Consider the following 20,774-nt stretch of genomic DNA (forward strand, 5'->3'; position numbering starts at 1 on the left):
ACCCATCACCGGGTCCCTGTCCGGGGCATTTGCTCGTTCATTTCGTTGTGTCGGAAGCGTATCCGGTCGGTGTTTCCGGTGTCAAATCCGCTGTTTCGCGGTCTCTCGCCGGTCCCGATTCAGTTCTCGCTTCCCGCCAACCGTATCCGGTCCGCATTCTCGGTGTCAAATCCGGTGTTACCGTGGATTTGGTGTTCGCCGAGGTCACAGACCCTTTCAGGTCGGCACCGCCGACGTTATCCGAACCGCATTTCCAGTGTCAAATCGGGGCCGAACCCACCATTTCCACAGAAAACCGTTCCGCACACACGCCTATCGGAACATATTCACTTCACATCTGATGGGAGCACACCCCAGCGACGCACCGCACCCAGGCGGGTTTAGTCAGGAGTGTGTTGTTCCCGGATTTCGCAGGCCGCCCACTCTACCACCGTGAGATGGGAGCTTGGTTCGCGGGTCCTGTTCGCCTGGCGCCCGTTCCGTTTCCGGTCCGTGCCGCTCTGGCCCGGAGAAAATTACGTAGCTGATGATCAGAAGTCAAATCGGCTGGTCAGCGCGATCTGACCGTCACATCGCCCGCGGTCCGCAGGACGTCGACCGGGTAGGTCGTGCCGTTCACGCTCGCGCTGCGCCTGTCCTCGGCGACCGCCACGAAGTACGGGTGCACCTCGGCGAGGCCCGCCACGTGCTCCTTGATCGCGATCACCACGGCGCGATCGGTCCGGTCCAGGTCCTCGTCCTGGGTGATCCCGAAGACCCTCGCGACCGAGCCCGGCGTGACGTCCATCGCGTCAACGATCTTGTGACTCAGCACTGAAGCGTCACCCGTCCTGATGGACATCGCCACCCCCGGCACGTGGAGCCGGTCCCGGAGGAAGGCGCGACGGACGGAGAGCGGGACCGAGGCGCCGAGCGTCACGTTGATCATCACGTAGACCAGCCGCAGCTGTGCCGCCACGCGGCCGTCCACCAGCAACTGCATGTCAAAGGTCGGCAGTACTGGGTTCCCGTCGGCGTGGCCGGCGAAACGGATCTCCGAAACAGCTTCGCCGCCATCGGGCAGGGGCTCGTACAGGTCGAGCGCCTGGAGACGGTGCGGAACGGCGACCCGGCCTTCCGGGGCGTCGGGCGTCCAGCGCTTGAGGTGGTGGACCGGCACACCGTGCACCACGGCGTCGAGCAGGCCCTGGTGCAGGCGGCCTCGGGGGACCCGGCCCCTGTCTACGTCCAGCACGCTCGTGCTCCCGACGTCTGACATGTGCAGAGACGTGACGTAATGGAACGCCGGGCCGTGGAACATCTCCCCGCTCGTGTACGGATCGACCTCCTCGACCGCGTCGACGAGCGGTGCGAAGGGTTCAGGGCGGGGTTGCGGGTGCGCGCCCAGGTGCACCGTTCCGCTGGCGACCTCCTCGAACCGGGACAGGTGGGCGGTCGCGGCGTCGCGCCAGGTCAGCAGGGTGACTCGTGCGGTGTCTTCGGAGACGTCCACGTCCGTGCGCAGGCGGAGCGGGCGGTCCGTCGGCAGCCAGCGGCGGAGCTGGACCTCACGTACCGCGTGCACGTCGCGCCCGGTGCGCCTGGCCGCGGCGTCGGCGAGACGGTCCACAATGGACATCATCGGCATCGCGGGCGTTGCCCACCCCGGGGCGTGGTCGGCGAGCCAGGGTTCGGTGGCGGGGTCGAGCAGGCTCTCTCCCGTGATGCTCATGGCGAACTGGCTCATGTGGTAGATCCGGCGTCCTTCGAACCAGAGCCAGCCTTCGGCGACCACGTGGTCGTGCTCGACGGCGAGGACCTCGATCTCCATGGTCATGGTCCCGTTGCCGGGCACGACCTGGCCGCGGTAGGTCCACTTCATCTCGTGGCCGAGCAGCACCGGGTCGTGGCCGGGCGCGCTCAGCCCCTGTGCTCGCAGGTGGAGCCGGAGCGCCTGGCACAGCGCCTCGATGCCGAGGGAGCCGGGCTGGACCGGGTCCTGGAAGAAGTGGGCCTTGAAGTACCACTCCCCCGCGTCGACGTCCTTCTCCGCGCGGAGCCTGCCGAGCCCGGCCTTGCCGCCGTCCGGCCAGTGGCCGGTGACGCGGTCGAGCATCAGCAGCATGGGTGGCGTCCCGTCGAGGCCGCTCAGGTCGAGCGGACGGCCCCGCGGCAGCTCCTCGGGCGGGCCACCGGGCAGCCCGACCTGTTCGGCCAGCGCCTTCTTCGGGAAGAAGCCGAAGACCGCCGTCGCGTGGTAGGCCGGGACCCCGTCGGCGAGCACGTCGACGACGAAGCTGTTGATGATCATGTTGCCGAGGCGGGCGACGCTGCGCAGCTCCGCCGTGGTGCGCAGGACCTCGGTGTCCGGGGTGATCGCGGCGAGCATGGTTCCCGCACCGTCGAGGTTGCGGTAGAAGAGGCTCTCCTTCTCGTCGAGCAGGTTCGTTGTCATCGAGGACAGGGCGCCGCAGACCTGCAACGCCACCTCCATGAGCGCGGCGGGCGGCATGACCGGCCGTTCCGTCGACTCGAAGTACCACGCGTCTGCGGGCACGTCGTACTCCGCGACGAGGGTGTCCCCTGCGCGTTCCCCGCCCTCCTCGATGTTCGCTTCGACGAAACGGCTGACGAACAAGTACGGCGGGCCGGGGAGGCGAGGCATGCGCAGTGCTCCGTCGAAGCGCGCGCGGGACTCACCGCCCGCCTCCGCCTGTCTTCCCCACGAGGACGCGAGCGCCATCCTCAATCCGCTCCGGCCGTCTTCATGGCCGACGAGTCCGCCCAGGAGCGGCAGCGGGACGAGGTCGCCTGCGGTCTGGACACGCGGTGGGCCGAGGCGGCGCCAGTGCTCCAGTGGCCAGTCCGGGACCAGGGCCACCGTCAGGCCCGCCGCGTGGAACGCCTTCACACCGTCCACAGTGCACAGCACGTCGGCGGTGATCGAGAACTCGTCGATCGCGGTCACGAAGACCTCGTAGAGCAAGCGGGAGCTGGCAGGGGTGACCTGGCGCCGGCAACGCAGGCGGGTGCCGCCTTGGACCTCGAAGCGCCAGCCGTCGCGGTCGATGGTGTGGCCGCAGGCCGCGAGGTGGAACGCCGACGCCTGGACCGCGCCGTCGAACATGAGAGTGCCGGGCATGCACGGGTCGTTGTGGAAGTGCCCGTCGAAGAACCAGTCGTCCGGGTTGACCGTGGTTTCCGCTCGGAGGTAGCCGCGACGCGGGTCGAACTCGGTGACCTCGTCGAGCAGACGCATGCGCCCCGAGCCGACGCGCGGGGTGCGGACGTGGGCGCGGGTGGTCTCCCAGTCCGGGCCGAAGCAGTCCGCCGGGCGGCCGTCGGCGAACGCCGCCACCTGCTCGGCGGTGAAGGCGGAGGTCGTGGTCGTCGCCGGTGACGTGCCGGTCGTCTGGACTGGGGTCCACAGGACACCGTCGCCGGCTTCGAGCTCGTCGTCGGTGAAGAAGCCCGCCTGGCCGTTGCGGACGGACATGCGCAGCTCGCCGTTGACGTAGCAGTCGTAGTGGAAGGAGAAGACGCGCTGCTGGCCGTGGCCGTCCACGTGGATCTCGTAGCGCAGCGTGTCCCCCGCGCCGGGCGGGGCGCCGTGCAGGGTGAGCTCACAGCCGAGGAGCCGGTAGACCCGGTCTCCGCCGAGGAGGTCCGCGCCGAGCCAGCTGATCAGCAGCAGGTCCGCCTGGCCGGACTCGATCATGATCCCGGCGGGCATGCGGCCACAGCCGTCGAGGTACCAGGAGTCGTCGCGGACGTCGGTCTCGGTCCAGATCGTGCCGGTCGCCCGGCCCGTGGTCAGGGCACCGGGTTCGCCTTCGATGCCGAGGACCCGGTCGGCGAGCAGCATCGGCGGTCTGGGCATCCGGGTTTGGCGGTGTTTGCGGTCCTGCGCGGCGAACAGCGGGCCGAACAGCTCGGAGATCCGGCCGTGGGCGAGGAACTCCAGCTGCGCGCGGTCGAACTTCGGGCCGGGGAGACCGGCCGGGGCGGCGGCGGGTTGCCGGAGTGCGGTGAGGGTGCGCAGGAACGCCTGGTCGGCTTCGGCGTGCGCGGCGAGGAACTGGTGGTAGGACTCGGCTTGTCCGGCCAGGGCCGCGCGGTGCGCACTGGTCACCAGGGTGCGGAGTTCGGCGATCGCGGCGGTGCAGGCGGGCACGGCGGGCACCGGCGCCGCTGCCGGGCGCAGTACCGACGGGAGCGTCGGGGCGGGCGGCATGGCTTGAGGCCGGGGCTGGATCGTGTTCGGGTCCACCGGGAGCCTCATGATGTTCGCCCTTTCGGAGTGCACACGCGGACTGCTGGTGTTCACTGCGAGCCCCGCCGCCGCGAGGTCGGCCACCACCTGGGCCAGCTGCGTGTCCATCGCCACGGCCAGGTGTTCGCGGTCGCCGAGGATGCGGGTGATCCACGACGTGCACAGGTTGCGCGGCCCGTGTTCGACGAAGACGCGCACGCCGTCGGCCCAGGCCCGCTCGATCACCCGAACGAAGTCGATGGTGCCCAGCACCTGATGGGTGAGCGCGGCGGCGACGGAGTCGGAGGTCAGCTCGTAGGGCTCTCCGCTGGCGCAGCTGTAGAAGCGGACACCGGGGATCGGCGTCGTCGGCCGGTGGTGCAGTTCCCACCACTGCGCGGCGATCTCGGCGAGTTCGGGCGCGTGGGCGGCCATGTCGTAGTCGAGCTGGACGGCGGTAAAGTCGTGCCGGGCGATCCAGGCCGCGCATGCCTGTGCCTCGCCACCGACAACGCAGAGGTCAGGGGCGTTGATCGCCATCAGGTGCACGGCGGGTTCCGACGCCAGCTCCGCTCGCGCGTGTGCGGCTGTCGTGGAGACCAGGTAGCTCGCCCAGCGTTCGCCCTCGATGCCTTGTGCTGCCCAGGCTCGTCGGATGGTGCGGTACTCGCCGCCGATCTCCTTGTCGAACAGGCCGCTGCGTCTGGCCTGGTCAGCGTGCTCGGCGGGGTTCTTCCAGGCACCCATCGCGGTGAGCGCGGTGGTCTCGCCGGAGGAGTAGCCGATGACCGCGGTCGGCTCTCCGAGGAGACGGCGGCTGGTCGCGACGTGCTTGGTGCTCAGTGCTCCGGCGGCGAGGATCTGGTCGAGCGCGGTCGCTCCGGGTTCCGCTGCCGAGCCGTTGGTGAAGACGAAGGCCGTCTCTCCTGCTACGGGGGTGTCCCGATAGGACGCTCCGCGTGGGCGGATCGCTTTGTTCCGGAGCCACTTCGCCGCTTGGTCGAGCACGTCTCCGACGATCGCGAGGCGGGCGGGTCCCTCGTTGGACTCACGTCCCTCCGCGACCGCGTCCAGGACGCCTTGGCGGTCCTTTCCGGAGAAGACCCGCAACCGTGGACCTGCGGTCAGCGTGACTGTCCTTTGTGGAGTTCGCACCGTCGCCGTGGTGGCGTTCAAGGGGTGCGCGGGCGCACCACGGCGCGGCCTGGCTCGGTGGTGCAGCGCGAGCGCCGCTGTCGCGACGGCGAGCAAGCCGCTCGCGGCGTGGGTGGCTCCGAAGAGGCTGACGGGATCGAATCCCGCTTCCCCGACCTCAAGGCCCGGTTCGTCCGCTTTGGCACCGAGAACGGCCATGATCTGATCGCCGTCGCGGTTGGCGTCGTCGAGGCGTTTGAGCACCAGCACCACGGCCGCGTCGCCTGGCTGGTCGGTGCGGAGCGCGGCACGCTGGACCTGGTCGGTCGTGACGTCCACCGCGCCGACGACCGCCGCGTCCACTTCACGGTGGCGGAGAGCGCGCAGAGCGAGTTCCAGTGCGACCAGGCCGGACTCCTCGTCGGCGCACACCGCGAGTCCGGGTCCGGCGAGGTCGAGCTGGGTGTTGATGCGGTGCGCCGTGATGTGCGGCATCGTGCCGACCACTCCGGCTCCCACGAGGGGTTCGGAGTAGCTGTCGTCGTCACCGTTTCGCCAGCGTGCGCCGTAGCGGGCGGCTTTCGCGGAGTCGCCGATCCCTACGAGCACGGCCGTGCGCTCGCGTGGGAGCTCGACGCCGGCAACGGCTTCGCGGGCCGCCGCGAGGGCGAGGAGCTGGCGGGGCTCAGCGACGCGGAGATCCGTCGGCGGGAAGCACAGACCGGTCAGATTCACGTCCACTGTGGACTTCAATGCCGCTACCGGTGTTCCGGTCAGCAGCGCGTCGCGGAAGTCGTCCAAGCCTTCACCGTCACCGACACGGGCACCGATCGCGACGACGGCTACCGGCGCGGGTGGCGGTGATGGCTCAGGGACCCCGGCGTTGTCGTGCCACGCGTCCACGATCAGGTGCGCGTTGGCACCGCCGAACCCGAAGGAGCTGACCGCGGCCCGTCGTGGGCCGCTCCACTCCTCGGCGGTGCTGGGGATGCGCAGTGGGGTTCCCGTGAGCGCGGTGATCGGATCGACCGGTTCCGGTTGGGCCGGGAGGACTCCGGCGTTCAGCGCACCGAGAACCTTCAGCAGGCCAGCCATGCCCGACGCGGCGAGGGTGTGGCCGATCCCGGCCTTGAGCGAGCCGATCGCCACATCGCGGGCCTCACCGAAGACCGAGGCCATCGCGCGGGCCTCCACGGCATCGCCGACCGCGGTCCCGGTCGCGTGGCACTCCACATAGGACACTGTCGCCGGGTCCAGTCCGGCCAGCGCGTACGCCTGGCGCAGCGCGCGTTCCTGGCCCTGCTGGTCGGGAGCCAGCACGCCACCTGGTCTGCCGTCATTGGACAGGCCAACCCCTCGGATCACGCCGAGGACCGGGATGCCGTCCGCCAGGGCGTCCGCGAGCCGCATCAGCGCGACGAACCCGGCCCCCTCTCCGGGGACCAGTCCGTCGGCTTCGCGGTGGAACGGACGGCTGCGGCCGGTAGGGCTCGCCGCGGACAGCGCTTGGAACCCCCGGTGCAGGAACAGGTTGTCGGCGCGGTTGACCGCGCCCGCGACCATGACTCGGGCAGTTCGGTCGTGCAGCCGGTCGCAGGCGTACTTCACCGCGTAGAGGGCCGAAGCGCATGCGGAGTCCAGCGCGAACGCACCGGCTCCCAGCCCCAACGTGGTCGCGGCGAGGCGGGCGGGGAAGCCGGAGGAGAACCAGTTGCGCGGGTCCGGTCTCGCTTCGCCACGCCAGACCTGTTCGGCGAAACGGCTGGCGGTCTCGTTCGGATAGGCCAGGGTGCCGAGGACGAGACCAGCCTCGCGGCTGTCCGCCCTCGCCTCCGCGAGCGCGTCCCTGGTGCCGTGCAGGACCCAGTCGAAGATCGGGTCCATCCCGGCGAGCTCCGGGCGGCCGGGATCGACGAAGCCGCCGATCCCGGTGCCGTCGATCCCGGTGCCGTCGACCCGCCAGCGGGTGGCGGGAACCGTCGTGAGGCTCGACCTGCGTTCGACGACGTTGCGCCACAGGGTGTCCGGGTCGGACGCGCCGGGGAACCGGCACGCCCGACCCACCACGGCGATGGGCTCGAAGGTCATCAGCTCGGCCGACGCACCAGCTCGACGTCCAGGAACTCCGCGCGCACCGCACCGGACTCGTCGGTGAGCACCACGTCGCACGTGATGTGCGCGGAGCCCATGGTCCCGGCGAACACGACACATCGCCCCGCCCCGAGCGGCCCCGCTCCGTACGTGCGGACCTCGCCGATGGCCATCGGCAGTGTCGCGGCTCTGAGCCGCACCCCTCCCCACACACACGCCAGCTGGAGCATCCCGTCCAATGCGGCGACATCGGTGCGCCAGCCGTCCTCGGGCCAGCCGAGTTCGGTCGAACCGCTCACTTCCGCGATCGCGCCGGAGTCATTGACGCACACCAGTGATCGCAGCGCTTGGAACTGCGGGCCGTGGAACAGTGCGTACCCGTCGTAGAGGTCCGGCAGGAACGGCGACGTGGTGTCGGTGAGCTCGGGCCACTCACGAGGTGTGGCGTCGTTGACCACGGCGGCCCGCACGTGCGCGATGCCGCTCTCGTCGCAGAGTTCGATATCCGCGTCGCTGCGGCGCACGATGAGCCGGTTCCCGTCTCCAGCGTAGTCGGGCAGCGCGACCTTGCGCAGCACGCGAAGGTTCCGCAGCACGACAGGTTCCGTTGCGGTCCGCGTGAACCACTCCACCGACATGACGACCGGAAGCACCGTGACGCCGTTGATCGTGTGGTCGATGAGGTACGGGTTGCGGTGCTGGTTCACGAGCACCTGCGTCGGAGTGGTCGCGGGGATCGGTGCAGTGCCGTTCTGCTGGGCAAGGCACACCCGGCTCGGCGCGTCAGGGCTCGCGGTCTCGGTGACGAACGCGCTCGCTCCGGCGTCGACCGGGATCAGCGGAACTCCGTTCTGGGTGAAGAGCTCGGCGAGCTGGGGCGTGACCATGCCGCCGTGCCACGGCCCCCAGTCGATCGAGCGCACCACACAGCCGGGACGGCGCGTGCGTTCGACGGCGGCTACCTGGTCGAGCACCTCGTTGGCGACCGCGTAGTCCGCCTGGCCCGCGTTGCCGAACAGCCCGGTCACCGAGGAGAACAGGCACAGCAGCTCGATCGGGTCGTCCGCCGTTGCCCGCAACAGGGTGCGCAGCGCGTCGAGCTTGGTGCTCAGGACGCGGTTGACCTGCTCGGAGTCCTTGTCCGCCAAGTGCTTGTCCGCGAGCACCCCGGCTCCGTGCACGATGCCGGTGATCGGTCCCCACGCGGAGCGGACGTCGTCCAATGCCCTGGTCAAGGCGGCTTCGTCCCGGACATCGACGACGGCGTAACGCACGGACGAGCCCGCGTTCTCCAGCGTCTCGATCGTCTTGCGCACCTCGCGGGCCGCGAGGATCTCCTTGGCCTGCGACGACAGCGTGGCGGGATCGGCGGGAGCGGTCGTGGCCAACGCGCGGACCAGCGACGGTTCGTCCTGGTGAGCGCCGAGCCCGCCGGGCTCGATCTTCAGCGGAGTGCGTCCCAGCAGCACCACACGGGGCTGATGTCTCTTCGCCAGCTCGACCAGCGAGGCCGCCGTCACCCCGCGAGCACCGCCCGTCGCCACGATCACCGAGTCCTTGGTGATCTTCGTGGTTCCGGTGCCGGTCAAAAGTTCCGGCTCCACACGGAGGACATTGCGGGTGCCGTCCGCGCGAAGCCCGACATCGAGGTCGGGACCACCCTCGACGAGCTCACCCACGATCGCCTTGGCGAGCTCTTCCGGTGTGCGGGTCCCGCGTTCGCAGTCGATCGCCTTGACCGCGGACTCCGGCCATTCACGCGCGGCGGTGCGGGCGAGGCCGGACAGTCCGGCCGTCCACGCACGATCGCCGTGCGTCCCGCTCAGGCCGAAGTCCCCTCCGGAGTCCTGGACGGTGACGAGGAGCTTGCAGCGGTTCGCCACGCTCGCCGCGGTGAGGATCGGAGTGGTGAGGTGGGCGACCGCCTTGTCAGCCGCGACGGTGGCGAGGTCGAGGATGATCACGCCCGTGGCCTCGGCGGGTACCTCGGCTTCGATGGTGGCGGTGCACCCGTGCGCGCGGAGTTCGGTGACCACGTGCTCAGCGACTCCGGTGCCGTCGTCGACCACCGCGATCGGACCGGCGAACAGGCCGGTGACAGCAAGACCGACCGGGGCTGCGGGGACTGCCTTGGGCACGCTTCTGACCAGGTCACCGAGTACGGCGACGGGTTCCGGTGCTGGTGCCGCGGGCGCCGAGGGCGCGGCGGTGCTGTTGAGGCCGCGGACCTTTTCCGCGACCTCGCGGAGTGTGCGCGCGGCGGCGAACTCGGCGATGTCGCTGTCGGGGAGGTCGCCGGTCTGGTCACGGAAGGCGGAGAGGATCTCCACGCGCTTGATCGAGTCGATGCCCAGATCGGATTCGAGCTCCATGTCGAGGTTGAGGATCTCCACCGGGTAGCCGGTGCGCTCCGCGACCACTTCGAGGATCTTCTCGTTGATGTCCACTTCGGACAGTTGTTCGACCACGGGAGCGGGCTCAGGCGTCGGCGTGACGGGAGCCGGGAGCGACGGCGGTGGTGCCATCACGGCAGGCGGCGGGGCCATGACCGCCGGAGCCATCGGGGCCGAGGCTGGGACCGGTACTGCGGCGGGCACGTTCACGCGAGGCGGTTCGTAGGCAACCGGTTGCGCCGCTGGTGGCGGCGTGCCGAGGAGGGCCGACAGCGACAGCTCCGACATGCGCAGGTAGGCGAGGTGGCTCTCGGTGACTCGGCGCTGGTAGTCCGCGTGGGCTTCGGCCGTCTGACGTTGGTAGTCCGCGTGCGCCAGCGCGGCCTGCCGCTGTGCTTCCTCCAGCAGCGACAGCATCGGTGCGTCGGCGTGCTGAGGTTTCACGGCGGGCGGAACCGGTGCCACCGTGCCAACACCGTTCGGCACTGCACCGTTGGTCAGCTGGCTCGGAGCGGGGATGTGGCCGTTGGCTCCGTTCGTGCTGTGGGTGACGACGGGTTGGGGTGATGCCATTACGGCGGGAGCGGCGCCGTTCGTGGTGACGGGGGCGGTGCCCTCCTTCGGCGGGTAGGTGCGGTCGTAGGTCCCACCGTCGATCTTCACCGTCATCCGTGCGCCGTCCTTCCGCTGGGGCGTCGGTACCGAGCCGTACTCCTCCCAGAGCACGGCGAAGTCGAGTTCCGCCCCAGCGACCGCGAGTCGGCCGAGGGCTTCGTTCAGGGTGGTCACGCCGTCGCGGCGAGGACGGTCCAGGCACACGGCCACGTGCGGCCGCTCCCCCAGGACACGACCGACCAGGCCGGTGAGCGTGCTGCCAGCACCGACCTCGACGAAGGTCCGCACGCCTGCCGCGTACATCGCCTCGACCTGCGCTTGGAACAGCACCGGGGACGCGAGGTGGCTCGCGATCCGGCTCCGGACCTCGTCCACTTCGGACGGGTAGACCTCGGCGTCGGCGTTTCCGTACACCGGAACGGTCGCGGTCGCGATGTCCACGGTGGACAGGAACTCCGCGAACGGTCGGGCGGCGTCGGCGACCACGGGGCTGTGGAAGGCCGTCGCCGCTTCGAGCCTCCTGGTGGCGATGCCCTGGCCCTTGAACACCGCCTCCGCCGCCTCGATCCCGGAGGTGGTCCCGGACAGAACGACCTGTTCAGGCGCGTTGTGGTTGGCGACCCAGATCCCGTCGAGGTCCGCGAGCGCGGGTTCGATCCTCTCCCTGGTCGCGGTGACGGCGAGCATCGCCCCTGCGGTGGTCCGCGCCGCGTCGCGCATCAGCTCGCCGCGCCGCCGGGCGATGTCCAGCAGCGTCTGCGCTTCGAGGACTCCTGCGGCGTGCAACGCGGTCAGCTCGCCGAAGCTGTGGCCAGCGACGCAGTCCGGGCGCAGTCCCAGGGCTCGGACCAGGTCGAGCAGCGCGAGGCTGTGCGCGGCGAGTGCGGGTTGCGCCCACTCGGTTGCGGTCAGCTTCGCGGCCTGCTCCTGTCGTTCAGCGGCGGTGAACGCCGGTGGCGGGAAGACCAGGCGGTGCAGCTGTGTCCCGTCGAACTCCCTTGTGCCGTAACGGTCCCACGCCTTCTGCACCGTGGGCAGGCGCATCGCGAGAGCTGAGCCCATACCCACGTACTGCGATCCCTGGCCGGGGAACACCAGCGCGAGCCCGCCGAGGTCAGGCGCAGCCGACGAATACGACAGGCCGGGCGCGGTGAACGCCTCGTCGGGGTTGCGTTCGATGAGTTCGGCGGCTTGTTCGATCTTCGTTCGCAGGTCGGCCGCGTCCTTGGCCACCACCGCGAGCCGGACCGGGGCTTTGGGGTCGAAGTCCTGCTGGAGCGTCCGCGCGCGGTCCACGTCGGCTTCCCGTGCCCGGACGAGCAGGTCCTGATGCGAGTCCGCGCTGAACAGCAGGAGTTCGGTCGCCGAGGTGCGGGTGCGGGGAGCGCGCTCGGCCCAGCCGGACTCCGTTGGGACGTACTCCTCGACCGTCACGTGGAAGTTGCTGCCGCCGAACCCGAAGCTCGACACCGAGGCGCGACGGGGGTGGTCGGCCGCGCGCACCCACGGGCGGGCCTCCGTGTTGAGGTAGAACGAGCTGTTCTCGATCTCCAGGCTCGGGTTGGGCGCGTCCACCTTGATCGTCGGCGGGAGGACGCGGTGGTGCAGCGCCAGGACCGCCTTGAGCAGCCCCGCCGCGCCCGCCGCGCACTTCGTGTGCCCGATCTGCGACTTCACCGAGCCGAGGGCGCACCACTGGCTGTCGTCGCGCTCGGATCCGAACACCGAGCGCAGTCCGGCGAACTCCGCCGCGTCCCCGGCCTTGGTCCCGGTGCCGTGCGCCTCGACGAGCTCCACTGTGGACGGTGAGTACCCCGCGAGCTCGTAGGCGCGGCGCAGGGCTCGCGCCTGTCCCTCTGGAACCGGCGCGTAGATCGCGGTGCCGCCGCCGTCCGAGGAGGTGCCGACACCGCGGATCACCGCGTAGACCTTGTCCCCGTCGCGCTCGGCATCGACGAGCCGCTTGAGGGCGAACATGGCCACACCCTCGCCGAGCATCGTCCCGTCGGCCTTGTCCGAGAACGGTCGGCAGTCCCCGGTCTGGGACAGCGCCGGGGTCTTGGAGAAGCAGACGAACATGAAGCTCTCGTTGGCGGTGTCGACACCACCGGTGATCATCAGGTCCGCGCGACCAGAAGACAGCTCGTCGATCGCGGTCGTCAGCGCCGCGAAGGAGCTGGCGCACGCGGCGTCGGTGGTGTGGTTCATCCCGTGCAGGTCGAACCGGTTGGCGATCCGTCCCGAGATCACGTTGGTCAGCAGGCCGGGGAAGCTCGCCTCGCCCCAGTCCGGTGCCAGCCGCGCGAACCGCGCGGCGACGGCTTGCGCGGTGGACTCGGGTAACCCCTGCTCCCGCAACACCCGCAGGAGCAGCGGCGTGCTGAGCCGGTGCGCCAGCTGGCCGGTCAGGTTCAGCGCGGACGCTCCGAGCACCACACCGGTCCGCTCCCGGTCCAGTGTGGACGGATCACCGCCCGCCACCTCGGCGAGCACCTGCTCGGCGACCATCAGGGACAGCAGCTGCGCGGCGTCGGTCTGGGAGAGGTTCTTCGGCAGGACCCCGAAGGCCAGGGGGTCGAAGTCCACTTCGGACAGGAAGGCCCCGCGCTTGGCGTAGGTCTTGTCCGGGGCGGTCGGGTCGGGGTCGTAGTAGTCCTCGACCAGCCAGCGCTCCGGCGGGATCTCCTTGATCAGGTCCTTGCCGCCGACCACCGTCCGCCAGAAGCCGGCCGCACCCGCGTCCCCGCCCGAGCCCGGCAGCAGCGCGCCGAGCCCGACGACCGCGATCGGCAGGGAGGGCACGAAGTCCTCGAACATGACCACTTCCTCAACTCAGCGGGCGGGGACGGAAGACGAAGGCCTCGGCGGGGACCGCGACGCCGTAGGTGCGCGCCTGGTGGGCGCGGGTGAGCGCGGCGGCGCCCTCCAGCAGGTTCAGTCCGATGGGGACGACGGACCGGTTCGCCGGTTCGGCGAGGAAGCTGCCCGCCGTCCACCGGTTGAACGCGCCCATCGCCGGGCCGCACCAGAGCTGGTAGTCGCTGCGCCTGGCGGGCTCGCCGATGATCGCCCAGCGGCTGGACCCGCCGAGGTACCACCGGAAGACCAGCGCCATCCGGTGCTTCGGGTCCCTTTCGGCCTTGTCCAGCTCGGCGGGGTCGCGATCGGCCCAGAACTGCTTCGTCCGCACCCACACGTCCGCGACCGAGGTGCCGAGGACCTCCTTCTCCAGCCGGTCCAGCAGCCGCTGCGGGATCGCTTCGAGCGAGTCGTGGTCGCGGTAGAGCTGGTAGAGCCGGTTCGCCCTGGCCGGGAACATGGTGCCGCGCTTGAGCACCTGGAGCTTGACGCCGAGCTCGAACATGTCGGCGGCCGGGGCCATCGCCACGTCGGTGATGTCGGCCTGCGCGAGCAGCTGCTTGGCCTCCTCGGAAACTCCGGCCTCCACGGCGACCTGGTTCACCGACCCGGTCAGCACGTAGGCGGCGCCGAGCGCGAAGGCCGCCGCGACCGCCGCCGGAGTGCCAAGGCCGCCCGCCGCGCCGACGCGCACCGGCCGGTGGTAGCCGTGGCGCGCGGAGATCTCGTCGCGGACGGCCAGAACCGTGGGCAGGAGGGCTGAGAGCGGGCGGTTGTCGGTGTGGCCGCCGCTGTCGGCCTCCACGGTGACGTCCTCGGCAACGGGAACGAGGCGTGCGAGCTCGGCCTCCTCGGCGGTGATCTGGCCGCGCTCCAGCAGGACGCGGAGCAGGGGTTCCGGCGCCGGGGAGACGAACTGCTCGGCGAGCTCCGGTCGGGAGAGCTTGGCGAACACGGCGGTTCGGCGGCTGATCCAGCCGTTGGTCTCGCGGCGCAGGCCGGAGACCGCGCAGCGCACCACCGCCGGGGTCAGGGTCATGAACGCCGATGCGGAGATCCGGGGAACGCCGCGCCGGATCAGCAGGTCCGCGACCGCCTCCTCGATGGCCGGTTCGGTCGGGGAGTGGATCAGGTTCACGCCCCAGTTCGACCGGTCGGCGAGATCGCGGCACAGCTCGTCGACGGCACTCTCGACTCCGGACGGTGCGAGGCCGCCAGCCCCGAAGAAGCCGAGCATGTCCGCGCGGGCCATCGCGACCACCATGCGGGTCGTCGCGATGCCGTTGGCCATCTCCCCTGCCACGTAAGGGAAACGCACGCCGTGCGCCTCGGCGAAGCTGCGCTCGCCCAGCCACTCCGGGTAGAGCGCGGGCAGGACGCCCAGCACCTCGCCGCCGGGCTGACCGACGGTGATCGCGCCGTCGGCGCCGCGCACGACGTGCAGCGGCTCCCGGACGCGGTGGATCAGGTCGATCATGGTCTCTCCTGTGCCAGGTACTCGCTCAGCCGCCGCAGGCCCTCCTCGGTGCTGACCTTCGGGTGGTAGCCGAGGTCGCGGCGCGCCGCGGAGATGTCGAACCAGTGCGAGGTGCCGCCGTGGTCGATGACCAGCCGGGTCAGCGGCGGTTCCGAGCGCGCGGCGGCCAGCCGGTACGCGGTCTCCACCACCGAGGCCGCGACCTTGGCCAGCCCGAAGGGCACGCGCCGCGTCTCCGGCGGCAGCCCCGCCGCCTCCAGCAGCGCGTTGAGCGTCTCGTCTGCCGTGTGCGGGTCGTCCTGGGTGAGGAAGTAGGACCTGCCCGCGATCGGCGAGCCGGGCTCCAGCCGTTCCAGGGCGAGCAGGTGCGCGTCGGCGGCGTTGTCGATGTAGATCGTGTCGACGCGCTTGCCCGGCGGACCGATCAGCCGCATCCGCCCGGCCCTCGCCCGGCCCAGGATGCGGGGCAGGAAGTGCGGGTCGCCCGGCCCCCAGATCAGGTGCGGGCGCAGCGCGACCGTGGCCAGCTCCGGCGAGTTCGCGGCGAGGACCTTCTTTTCCGCCTCGGCCTTGGTCCTCGGGTAGTGGCCGGGGAAGTGCGTCGCGTACGGAACGCTCTCGTCGACGCCGTCCAGATCCTGTCCATTGTGGACGACGCTCGGGCTGGAGGTGTGCACCAGCCGCCGCACCCCGTGCTCACGGCACGCGTTGATCACGTTGTCGGTGCCGAGGACGTTGATCCCGTAGAACTCGTAGGTCGGCCCCCACGCGCCTGCCTTGGCGGCGCAGTGCACCACGGCGTCCTTGCCCTCGACGGCGGCGCTCACCTCGGAGTAGTCCCGCAGATCGCCCTTGTGCTGGTCGACGCCGAGCTCGTCCAGCTGCGGGTAGCTGCCGCGGGAGAAGGAGACCACCTGGTGGCCCGCGTCGACCAGGCGTGCGCAGACCGCCTTGCCGAGGAACCCGCCGCCGCCGGTCACGAGGATCTTCATCGCACGCACCTCGTCGCCCAGCGCGCCAGCCGCTCGCGGCCGATCTTCGCGTTGTGCCGCACGTCCACCGGGAACTTCGAGTGGAACAGAACGTTCCGCACACCCCGGTCGCCGACCAGCTCCAGGACCTCCTCGACGATCCGGTCCCGGTCCGCCTGCCGCACCCCCCGCTCGGTCTCCACGCAGATCACCGGCTTCTGCGCGCCCGCGGGGCCGACTCCGACCAGTGCGCTGCGCCTCACCCCGACCACCGTGTTGGCGATGGGCTCGATCTGCTCGGTGTTCAGGTCGCCGCGCGCGGTGCGCACCCGCTGGGACTTGCGGCCGCAGAACCACAGCCGCCCGTCCTCGTCGATCCAGCCGAGATCACCGACCCGGTGCACGACCCGGTGCCCGTCGCGGATCTTGTGCAGCGCGGTGGCCTCGGGCCTGCCGTAGTACGCCTCGCTGACGCTCGGACCCGCCACGGTGATCTCACCGATCTCCCCCTGCGGGACGAGCAGGTCATCGCTCCACTCCGGGATCGGGCCGTCGTCCACCCGGATGATCCGGACCAGGTTCTCCGCCAGCGGCACCCCGACGCAGGTCCCCGCGCCGTTCTCGCTGGCGTTGCGGGGCTCGCCGAGCAGGTCCCGGCTCTCGATCACGCTGACCGGCAGGCACTCCGTCGCCCCGTACCCGGAGTACAGGTGCGCGCCCGGCGGCAGGCACGCGCGCATCCGCTCGGCGATCCGGGGATCGAGCGAGGCGCCCGCCGAGGTGACCGTGTGCAGCGAGTCCAGCACGATGCCGTGCTCGGCGCAGTACCGGGACAACCGGTCCAGCAGCGCGGGCGAGCCGAACATGCCCGCGACCTGGAACCGGTCGATCTCGGTGACCAGCGTGGCCGGGTCGGCCTCCGCCGGGTGCACCGGGTCCATGTCCGGCACCACCATGCTCAGGCCGAGCGCGGGCCCGGCGAGCGAGAACGGCGGGAAGGTGGACATGCCGACCATGCCGGACGGGATCGGGAAGACCTTGCCCGCCAACCGGATCTGGGCGCTGAGGTGCCGGAACCGGAACTCCACGCCCTTCGGCGGCCCCGTCGAACCGGAGGTGAAGGCGATGCCCGCCAGCGCGTCCGGCTCGACAGCGGCCCGCGGCGGCTCCTCGCTCCCCCGCGCGAGCAACCCCTTCAGCGTCGGGCCACCCCAGAACCACCGCCGCCCCAGGGTGATCGCGATGCGCACGCTCGACCGACCCCAGCCCAGCACCACCCGCGCGGCGTGCGCGAGCGGGACACCGATGAACACCTCGGGAGCGGACTCCGCGATGCACGACCGCAGCGCGGTCTTGGCGATGCCCGGGTCGATGAGCACCGGCACCACGCCGATGCGGCTCAGCGCGAAGAACACCGCGCCGAGCTCCGGGCCGGGCGGCACCAGCACGCAAGCGCGCATCCCCTTGCGCAGCCCCGCGTTCCACAGCGCCTTCGTGTACTTCTCGCACAGCTCGGCCAGCTCGGCGTAGCTCATCATCGCGTACGCCCCGCCCCGAGCGGGCCACCACAACGCCGGTGTCTCCGGCCGGTTGCGCACCACGTCCTCGAACGCGCCGAGGAAGTCCTCCGCGCGGACACCCGTCCCCGCAAGCGGATCTTCGGTGCCCACTCTCGATCCCGCGAGCGGATCTTCGGTGCCGATTCTCGATCCCGCAAGCGGATCTTCGGGCACCAGTGGTTCGGACGACAGTGGACTGTCAGCACCCATGGTTCACCACCTCATCGCCAGCACACCGAGGCTGAGCCCGCTGGCCAGCCCCACGAGCAGCACGTGGTCGCCCGGGTTCAGGCGGCCGGTCTCCACGGCGGTGACCAGTTGCAGCGGCAGCGTCGCCGACGCCACGTTGCCGTGGTCGGCGAGCGTCACCAGCGTGCGCTCCGGCGAGATCCCCGCGCGCTCGCAGAACACCGGCATGTACGCCAGGACCGCCTGGTGGACGCAGACCACCGCGAAGTCGTCCATCGTCATGCCGAGCTCGGCCACCGCGTCGAGCAGCGGCGAGATGTCCGCCTCGTCCAGCCCCTTCATCAGCTCCAGCGTCTTGACGCCGACGTAGTCGCTGCGCAGGCAGTCCAGCTCCTTGTCGTGGGTCAGCGGCACGACCGTGGCCGACCAGGCGCTGGAGTTGGCGGTGAAGCGGTGCATGAGCACGCCGGGCGCGTCACTGGCCTCCATCAGCAGGGCGGCACCCGCGTCGGAGACCGTGTAGGACGCACCGGCCCTGACGTAGTCCTCCATGGTCTCGATGCCGCGGTACCGCGCGCCCTCGGAGATCCGCTCCCCGCAGGCGATGAGGATCCGGTTGTAGCTCCCGGTGCGGATGAGCGCGTCGGCGATCTCGATCGCGTTGATCACGCTGTTGCACGCGTTGCTCACGTCGAAGACCGGGCAGCCGCCGCCGAGCTTGTCGGAGATGATGTGCGCCGTCGCGGGCTCGATGACGTCCATGCTCGCCGCGGCGAAGATCATCAGGTCCACGTCGCCGATGCCGTGGCCCCACGCGGCGAACAGCTTCTCGATCGCGGCGACCGCCAGGTCCGACGGCATGGTGCCCTCGGGCGCGGTGTGCCGGAACCGCACGCCGGTGAACCGCTCGACCAGTCCGGGCGGCGGCTCGAAACCCGGGTTGCGTTCGGCGACGAGGGCTTCGACCTCCTCCGTCGTCAGACCCGCCTCCGGCAGGTGCACCGCGATCTCACTGATCCTGGAGTACCTCACGCGCGGTTCTCCTCGATCGCCGCGAGCACCAGGTCCGCGACCTCGCCGACGGTGCGGACCACGATGATCTCGCCGACCGGCGCGGTGATCCCGAAGCGCTTCTCGACCTCGGTGACCGCCCGCATCGCCTTCAGCGAGTCGATCTCGGGCAGCGCGTAGACCGGCGCGTCCTCCGGCACTTCCGCGACATCGACGTCGAGGTGCTTGGCGATCTGCTCGCGCACGTACGCCAGCACCACCGCGCGGTCGACGACCTCGGCGGATTCTGTGGTCACGGTGCCTCCTTGGGGACGGGCAGGAAGGGAGTGAGGCCGAGCGGAACGCCGTTGCTCGCCAGCCGGGCGAGCAGGCCGGCGACGGTCGTGGTGGCCGGGGTGCCACGCCGTTCGAGCGCGACGGCCACGTGCGGCTTGCCCGCGAGCGAGTCGCCGACCCAGCGCGTGCACATGCCGCCGGGACCGACTTCGAGGAAGTAGCGGTAACCGGCCACGTACGCGGCGCGCACCAGCCGGGTGAAGTCGACGGTCCGGCTGAGCATCAGCGGGACCACCCGCCCCAGCTCACCCGTCCCGCGCGGCAGCGGCCGGTTCTCGTAGGCGCTGAACAGCTCGATCTCCGGATCGGGCGTCAACCGCCTGTCGAAGCCACCGCCGAAGTAGGCCGGGGTCATCAACGGGGTGTGGAAGATGTGGCTGTGCGCCGACGGCATGCTCGGCACGCCGAGCTCGGCGGCCACCGCGGCGCACTCCACCGGGTCACCGCTGATCACGACCTCGTTGGGCGTGTTGATGTGGCTCAGGAAGACGCGTTCGCGGCCCGACACCGCCGCCCGGACCCGGCCGGGGTCGGTGACCAGGACGCGCGAGCCCCACACCGGGCGCTGCTCGGACTCGGGAATCCGCCACCGCTGACGCACCTCCCGGTGCGCGGCGTCGATGCCGTCACGGAGCTTCTCCATCAGCTCCACGTCCTCAAGAGCCCACAGGTCGTGGGAGTCCTCCCGGGCCGCGACGCTCATGCTGACCTCGCCGAGGCTGTACCCGAGCGCTCCGATGTCGCGGTGTCCCAGCAGCTCGCGCAACAACCGGGTGTGGGCGGAGCTGTACACGACACCGATGGCGCACAGCGCGGCGAGGTCCCCGAACAGCTCGCGTTCCAGCGCGGCCTCGTCCTCGGCTCCGCTGATCCGGCCGAGCAAGCGCTGGGCCAGATCGCGATAGCCCGCATGGCCGACGGCACCGCCGAACTTCTCCAGTTCCGTGTGCAGGAGCGGAAAGCGGCGCATGAGGTCGCGGCTCAGCCCGGGGTAGAGCGTGAACAACCCCGGGTACACCACCGCGACCTTGCCGTCAGCACCGATCGGGCGGGCGGCGCAGTAGCTCCCGGTCGGACTGGCCCAGTCCTTGCCCTCCGCGTGCGCCCGTGGCAAGGAGACCAGGGCACGGTCGAGCTCGCGGACCGCGGAGCCCGGAGTCACGCAGAACACCGCCCGCAGCGGGGCGTCCGGCTCCTCCGCCACGAGCTCGGCGAGCTCGGTTCCCGACTCGACGGCCTCCTTGACCTGGGCGATGGATCGCATGAGGTGCTCGGTGTCGCGGCCGGTCACGGGCAACAGGACGACGTCGGTGGTGTGGTGCCAGTCGATCCCCGGCCGCACGGAGGCGCCGACGAGCGCGACGCCGCCCCTGACCGTCCGAAGTGGACTATTGTCCACCTCGCGCAGCCACGGGCAGCTCACGCCACCGTTCTCCGGACCCGGCGGCAGGTACCGGTGGTGCAGGCACAACGCGGCCTTGACCAGCTCGCTCAGCGTCACCGCCTCGTCCGCGTCCAGGACGTCCAGGGTCGCGTAGACGCGCGGGCTCGGCCGGGCGAGCGCGGTGAGGGCGATCGCGACCGCTCCCCCGGCCTCCTCGGCGCACAGCAGCACCACGTCCGCGTCGGCGAGCTCCTCCCGTGCCCGTTCCAGTGCCTTCGGCACGCCCTCGGTCACGCGCACGGTGACAACGCACTCGTCCCGCTGGGAGACCGCGGCGTCGCGCAACGCCTCCTCCAGCACGCGCTCCACGGGCCACGACCGACCCGTTTCGAGCTCGGCGCCCGCGTACACCGCGCGTTCGAACTCCGCCGCCGAGCCGCAAGAGCCGACGGCGTACCCGATTCCGGCACATGCCAGACGTGTTTGACCCACAGCGCTTTCTCCCGAGGGACCGAAAGAACACG

8 protein-coding genes are annotated in these 20,774 nt (G+C 70.7%); all 8 read right to left on the minus strand.

The genetic code is table 11. The features are described 5' to 3' along the window. Positions 1-550 precede the first annotated feature (550 nt). Positions 551-7,453, minus strand: coding sequence for a beta-ketoacyl synthase N-terminal-like domain-containing protein (locus ACFFQA_RS26920; protein ID WP_377858009.1), 6,903 nt, complete (start codon positions 7,451-7,453; stop codon positions 551-553). Further along, positions 7,453-13,281 (minus strand): SDR family NAD(P)-dependent oxidoreductase, encoded by a 5,829-nt coding sequence (locus ACFFQA_RS26925; protein WP_377858012.1) that lies wholly within the window; start codon positions 13,279-13,281, stop codon positions 7,453-7,455. Before ACFFQA_RS26925 ends, ACFFQA_RS26920 begins: the two co-directional genes overlap by 1 nt. 10 nt (positions 13,282-13,291) lie before the next feature. Then, on the minus strand, positions 13,292-14,800 hold the full coding sequence (locus ACFFQA_RS26930) for a PfaD family polyunsaturated fatty acid/polyketide biosynthesis protein (protein ID WP_377858014.1): 1,509 nt from the start codon (positions 14,798-14,800) through the stop codon (positions 13,292-13,294). Further along, positions 14,797-15,792: an NAD-dependent epimerase/dehydratase family protein gene (locus ACFFQA_RS26935; RefSeq protein WP_377858016.1), complete on the minus strand. Its 996-nt coding sequence runs from the start codon at positions 15,790-15,792 to the stop codon at positions 14,797-14,799. Before ACFFQA_RS26935 ends, ACFFQA_RS26930 begins: the two co-directional genes overlap by 4 nt. Continuing rightward, the gene (locus ACFFQA_RS26940) at positions 15,789-17,441 is read right to left on the minus strand and encodes a fatty acid CoA ligase family protein (protein WP_377858018.1); all 1,653 of its coding nucleotides are present in this window, start codon (positions 17,439-17,441) and stop codon (positions 15,789-15,791) included. Before ACFFQA_RS26940 ends, ACFFQA_RS26935 begins: the two co-directional genes overlap by 4 nt. A gap of 102 nt (positions 17,442-17,543) precedes the next feature. Next, on the minus strand, positions 17,544-18,551 hold the full coding sequence (locus ACFFQA_RS26945) for a 3-oxoacyl-ACP synthase III family protein (protein ID WP_377858021.1): 1,008 nt from the start codon (positions 18,549-18,551) through the stop codon (positions 17,544-17,546). Then, complete coding sequence (locus tag ACFFQA_RS26950) at positions 18,548-18,826, minus strand: acyl carrier protein (protein WP_377858023.1); 279 nt, start codon at positions 18,824-18,826, stop codon at positions 18,548-18,550. Before ACFFQA_RS26950 ends, ACFFQA_RS26945 begins: the two co-directional genes overlap by 4 nt. Beyond that, positions 18,823-20,742, minus strand: coding sequence for a hypothetical protein (locus ACFFQA_RS26955; protein ID WP_377858025.1), 1,920 nt, complete (start codon positions 20,740-20,742; stop codon positions 18,823-18,825). Before ACFFQA_RS26955 ends, ACFFQA_RS26950 begins: the two co-directional genes overlap by 4 nt. Positions 20,743-20,774: the final 32 nt, after the last annotated feature.

Origin of the sequence: Allokutzneria oryzae (genome assembly GCF_042429765.1) — a bacterium.
Lineage (GTDB): Bacteria > Actinomycetota > Actinomycetes > Mycobacteriales > Pseudonocardiaceae > Allokutzneria > Allokutzneria oryzae.

Excerpts from the sequence above, each read along its gene's own strand:
- ACFFQA_RS26920 (WP_377858009.1), bottom strand. The coding sequence starts at position 7,453 with ATGACCTTCGAGCCCATCGCCGTGGTGGGTCGGGCGTGCCGGTTCCCC.
- ACFFQA_RS26925 (WP_377858012.1), bottom strand. The coding sequence starts at position 13,281 with ATGTTCGAGGACTTCGTGCCCTCCCTGCCGATCGCGGTCGTCGGGCTC.
- ACFFQA_RS26930 (WP_377858014.1), bottom strand. The coding sequence starts at position 14,800 with ATGATCGACCTGATCCACCGCGTCCGGGAGCCGCTGCACGTCGTGCGC.
- ACFFQA_RS26935 (WP_377858016.1), bottom strand. The coding sequence starts at position 15,792 with ATGAAGATCCTCGTGACCGGCGGCGGCGGGTTCCTCGGCAAGGCGGTC.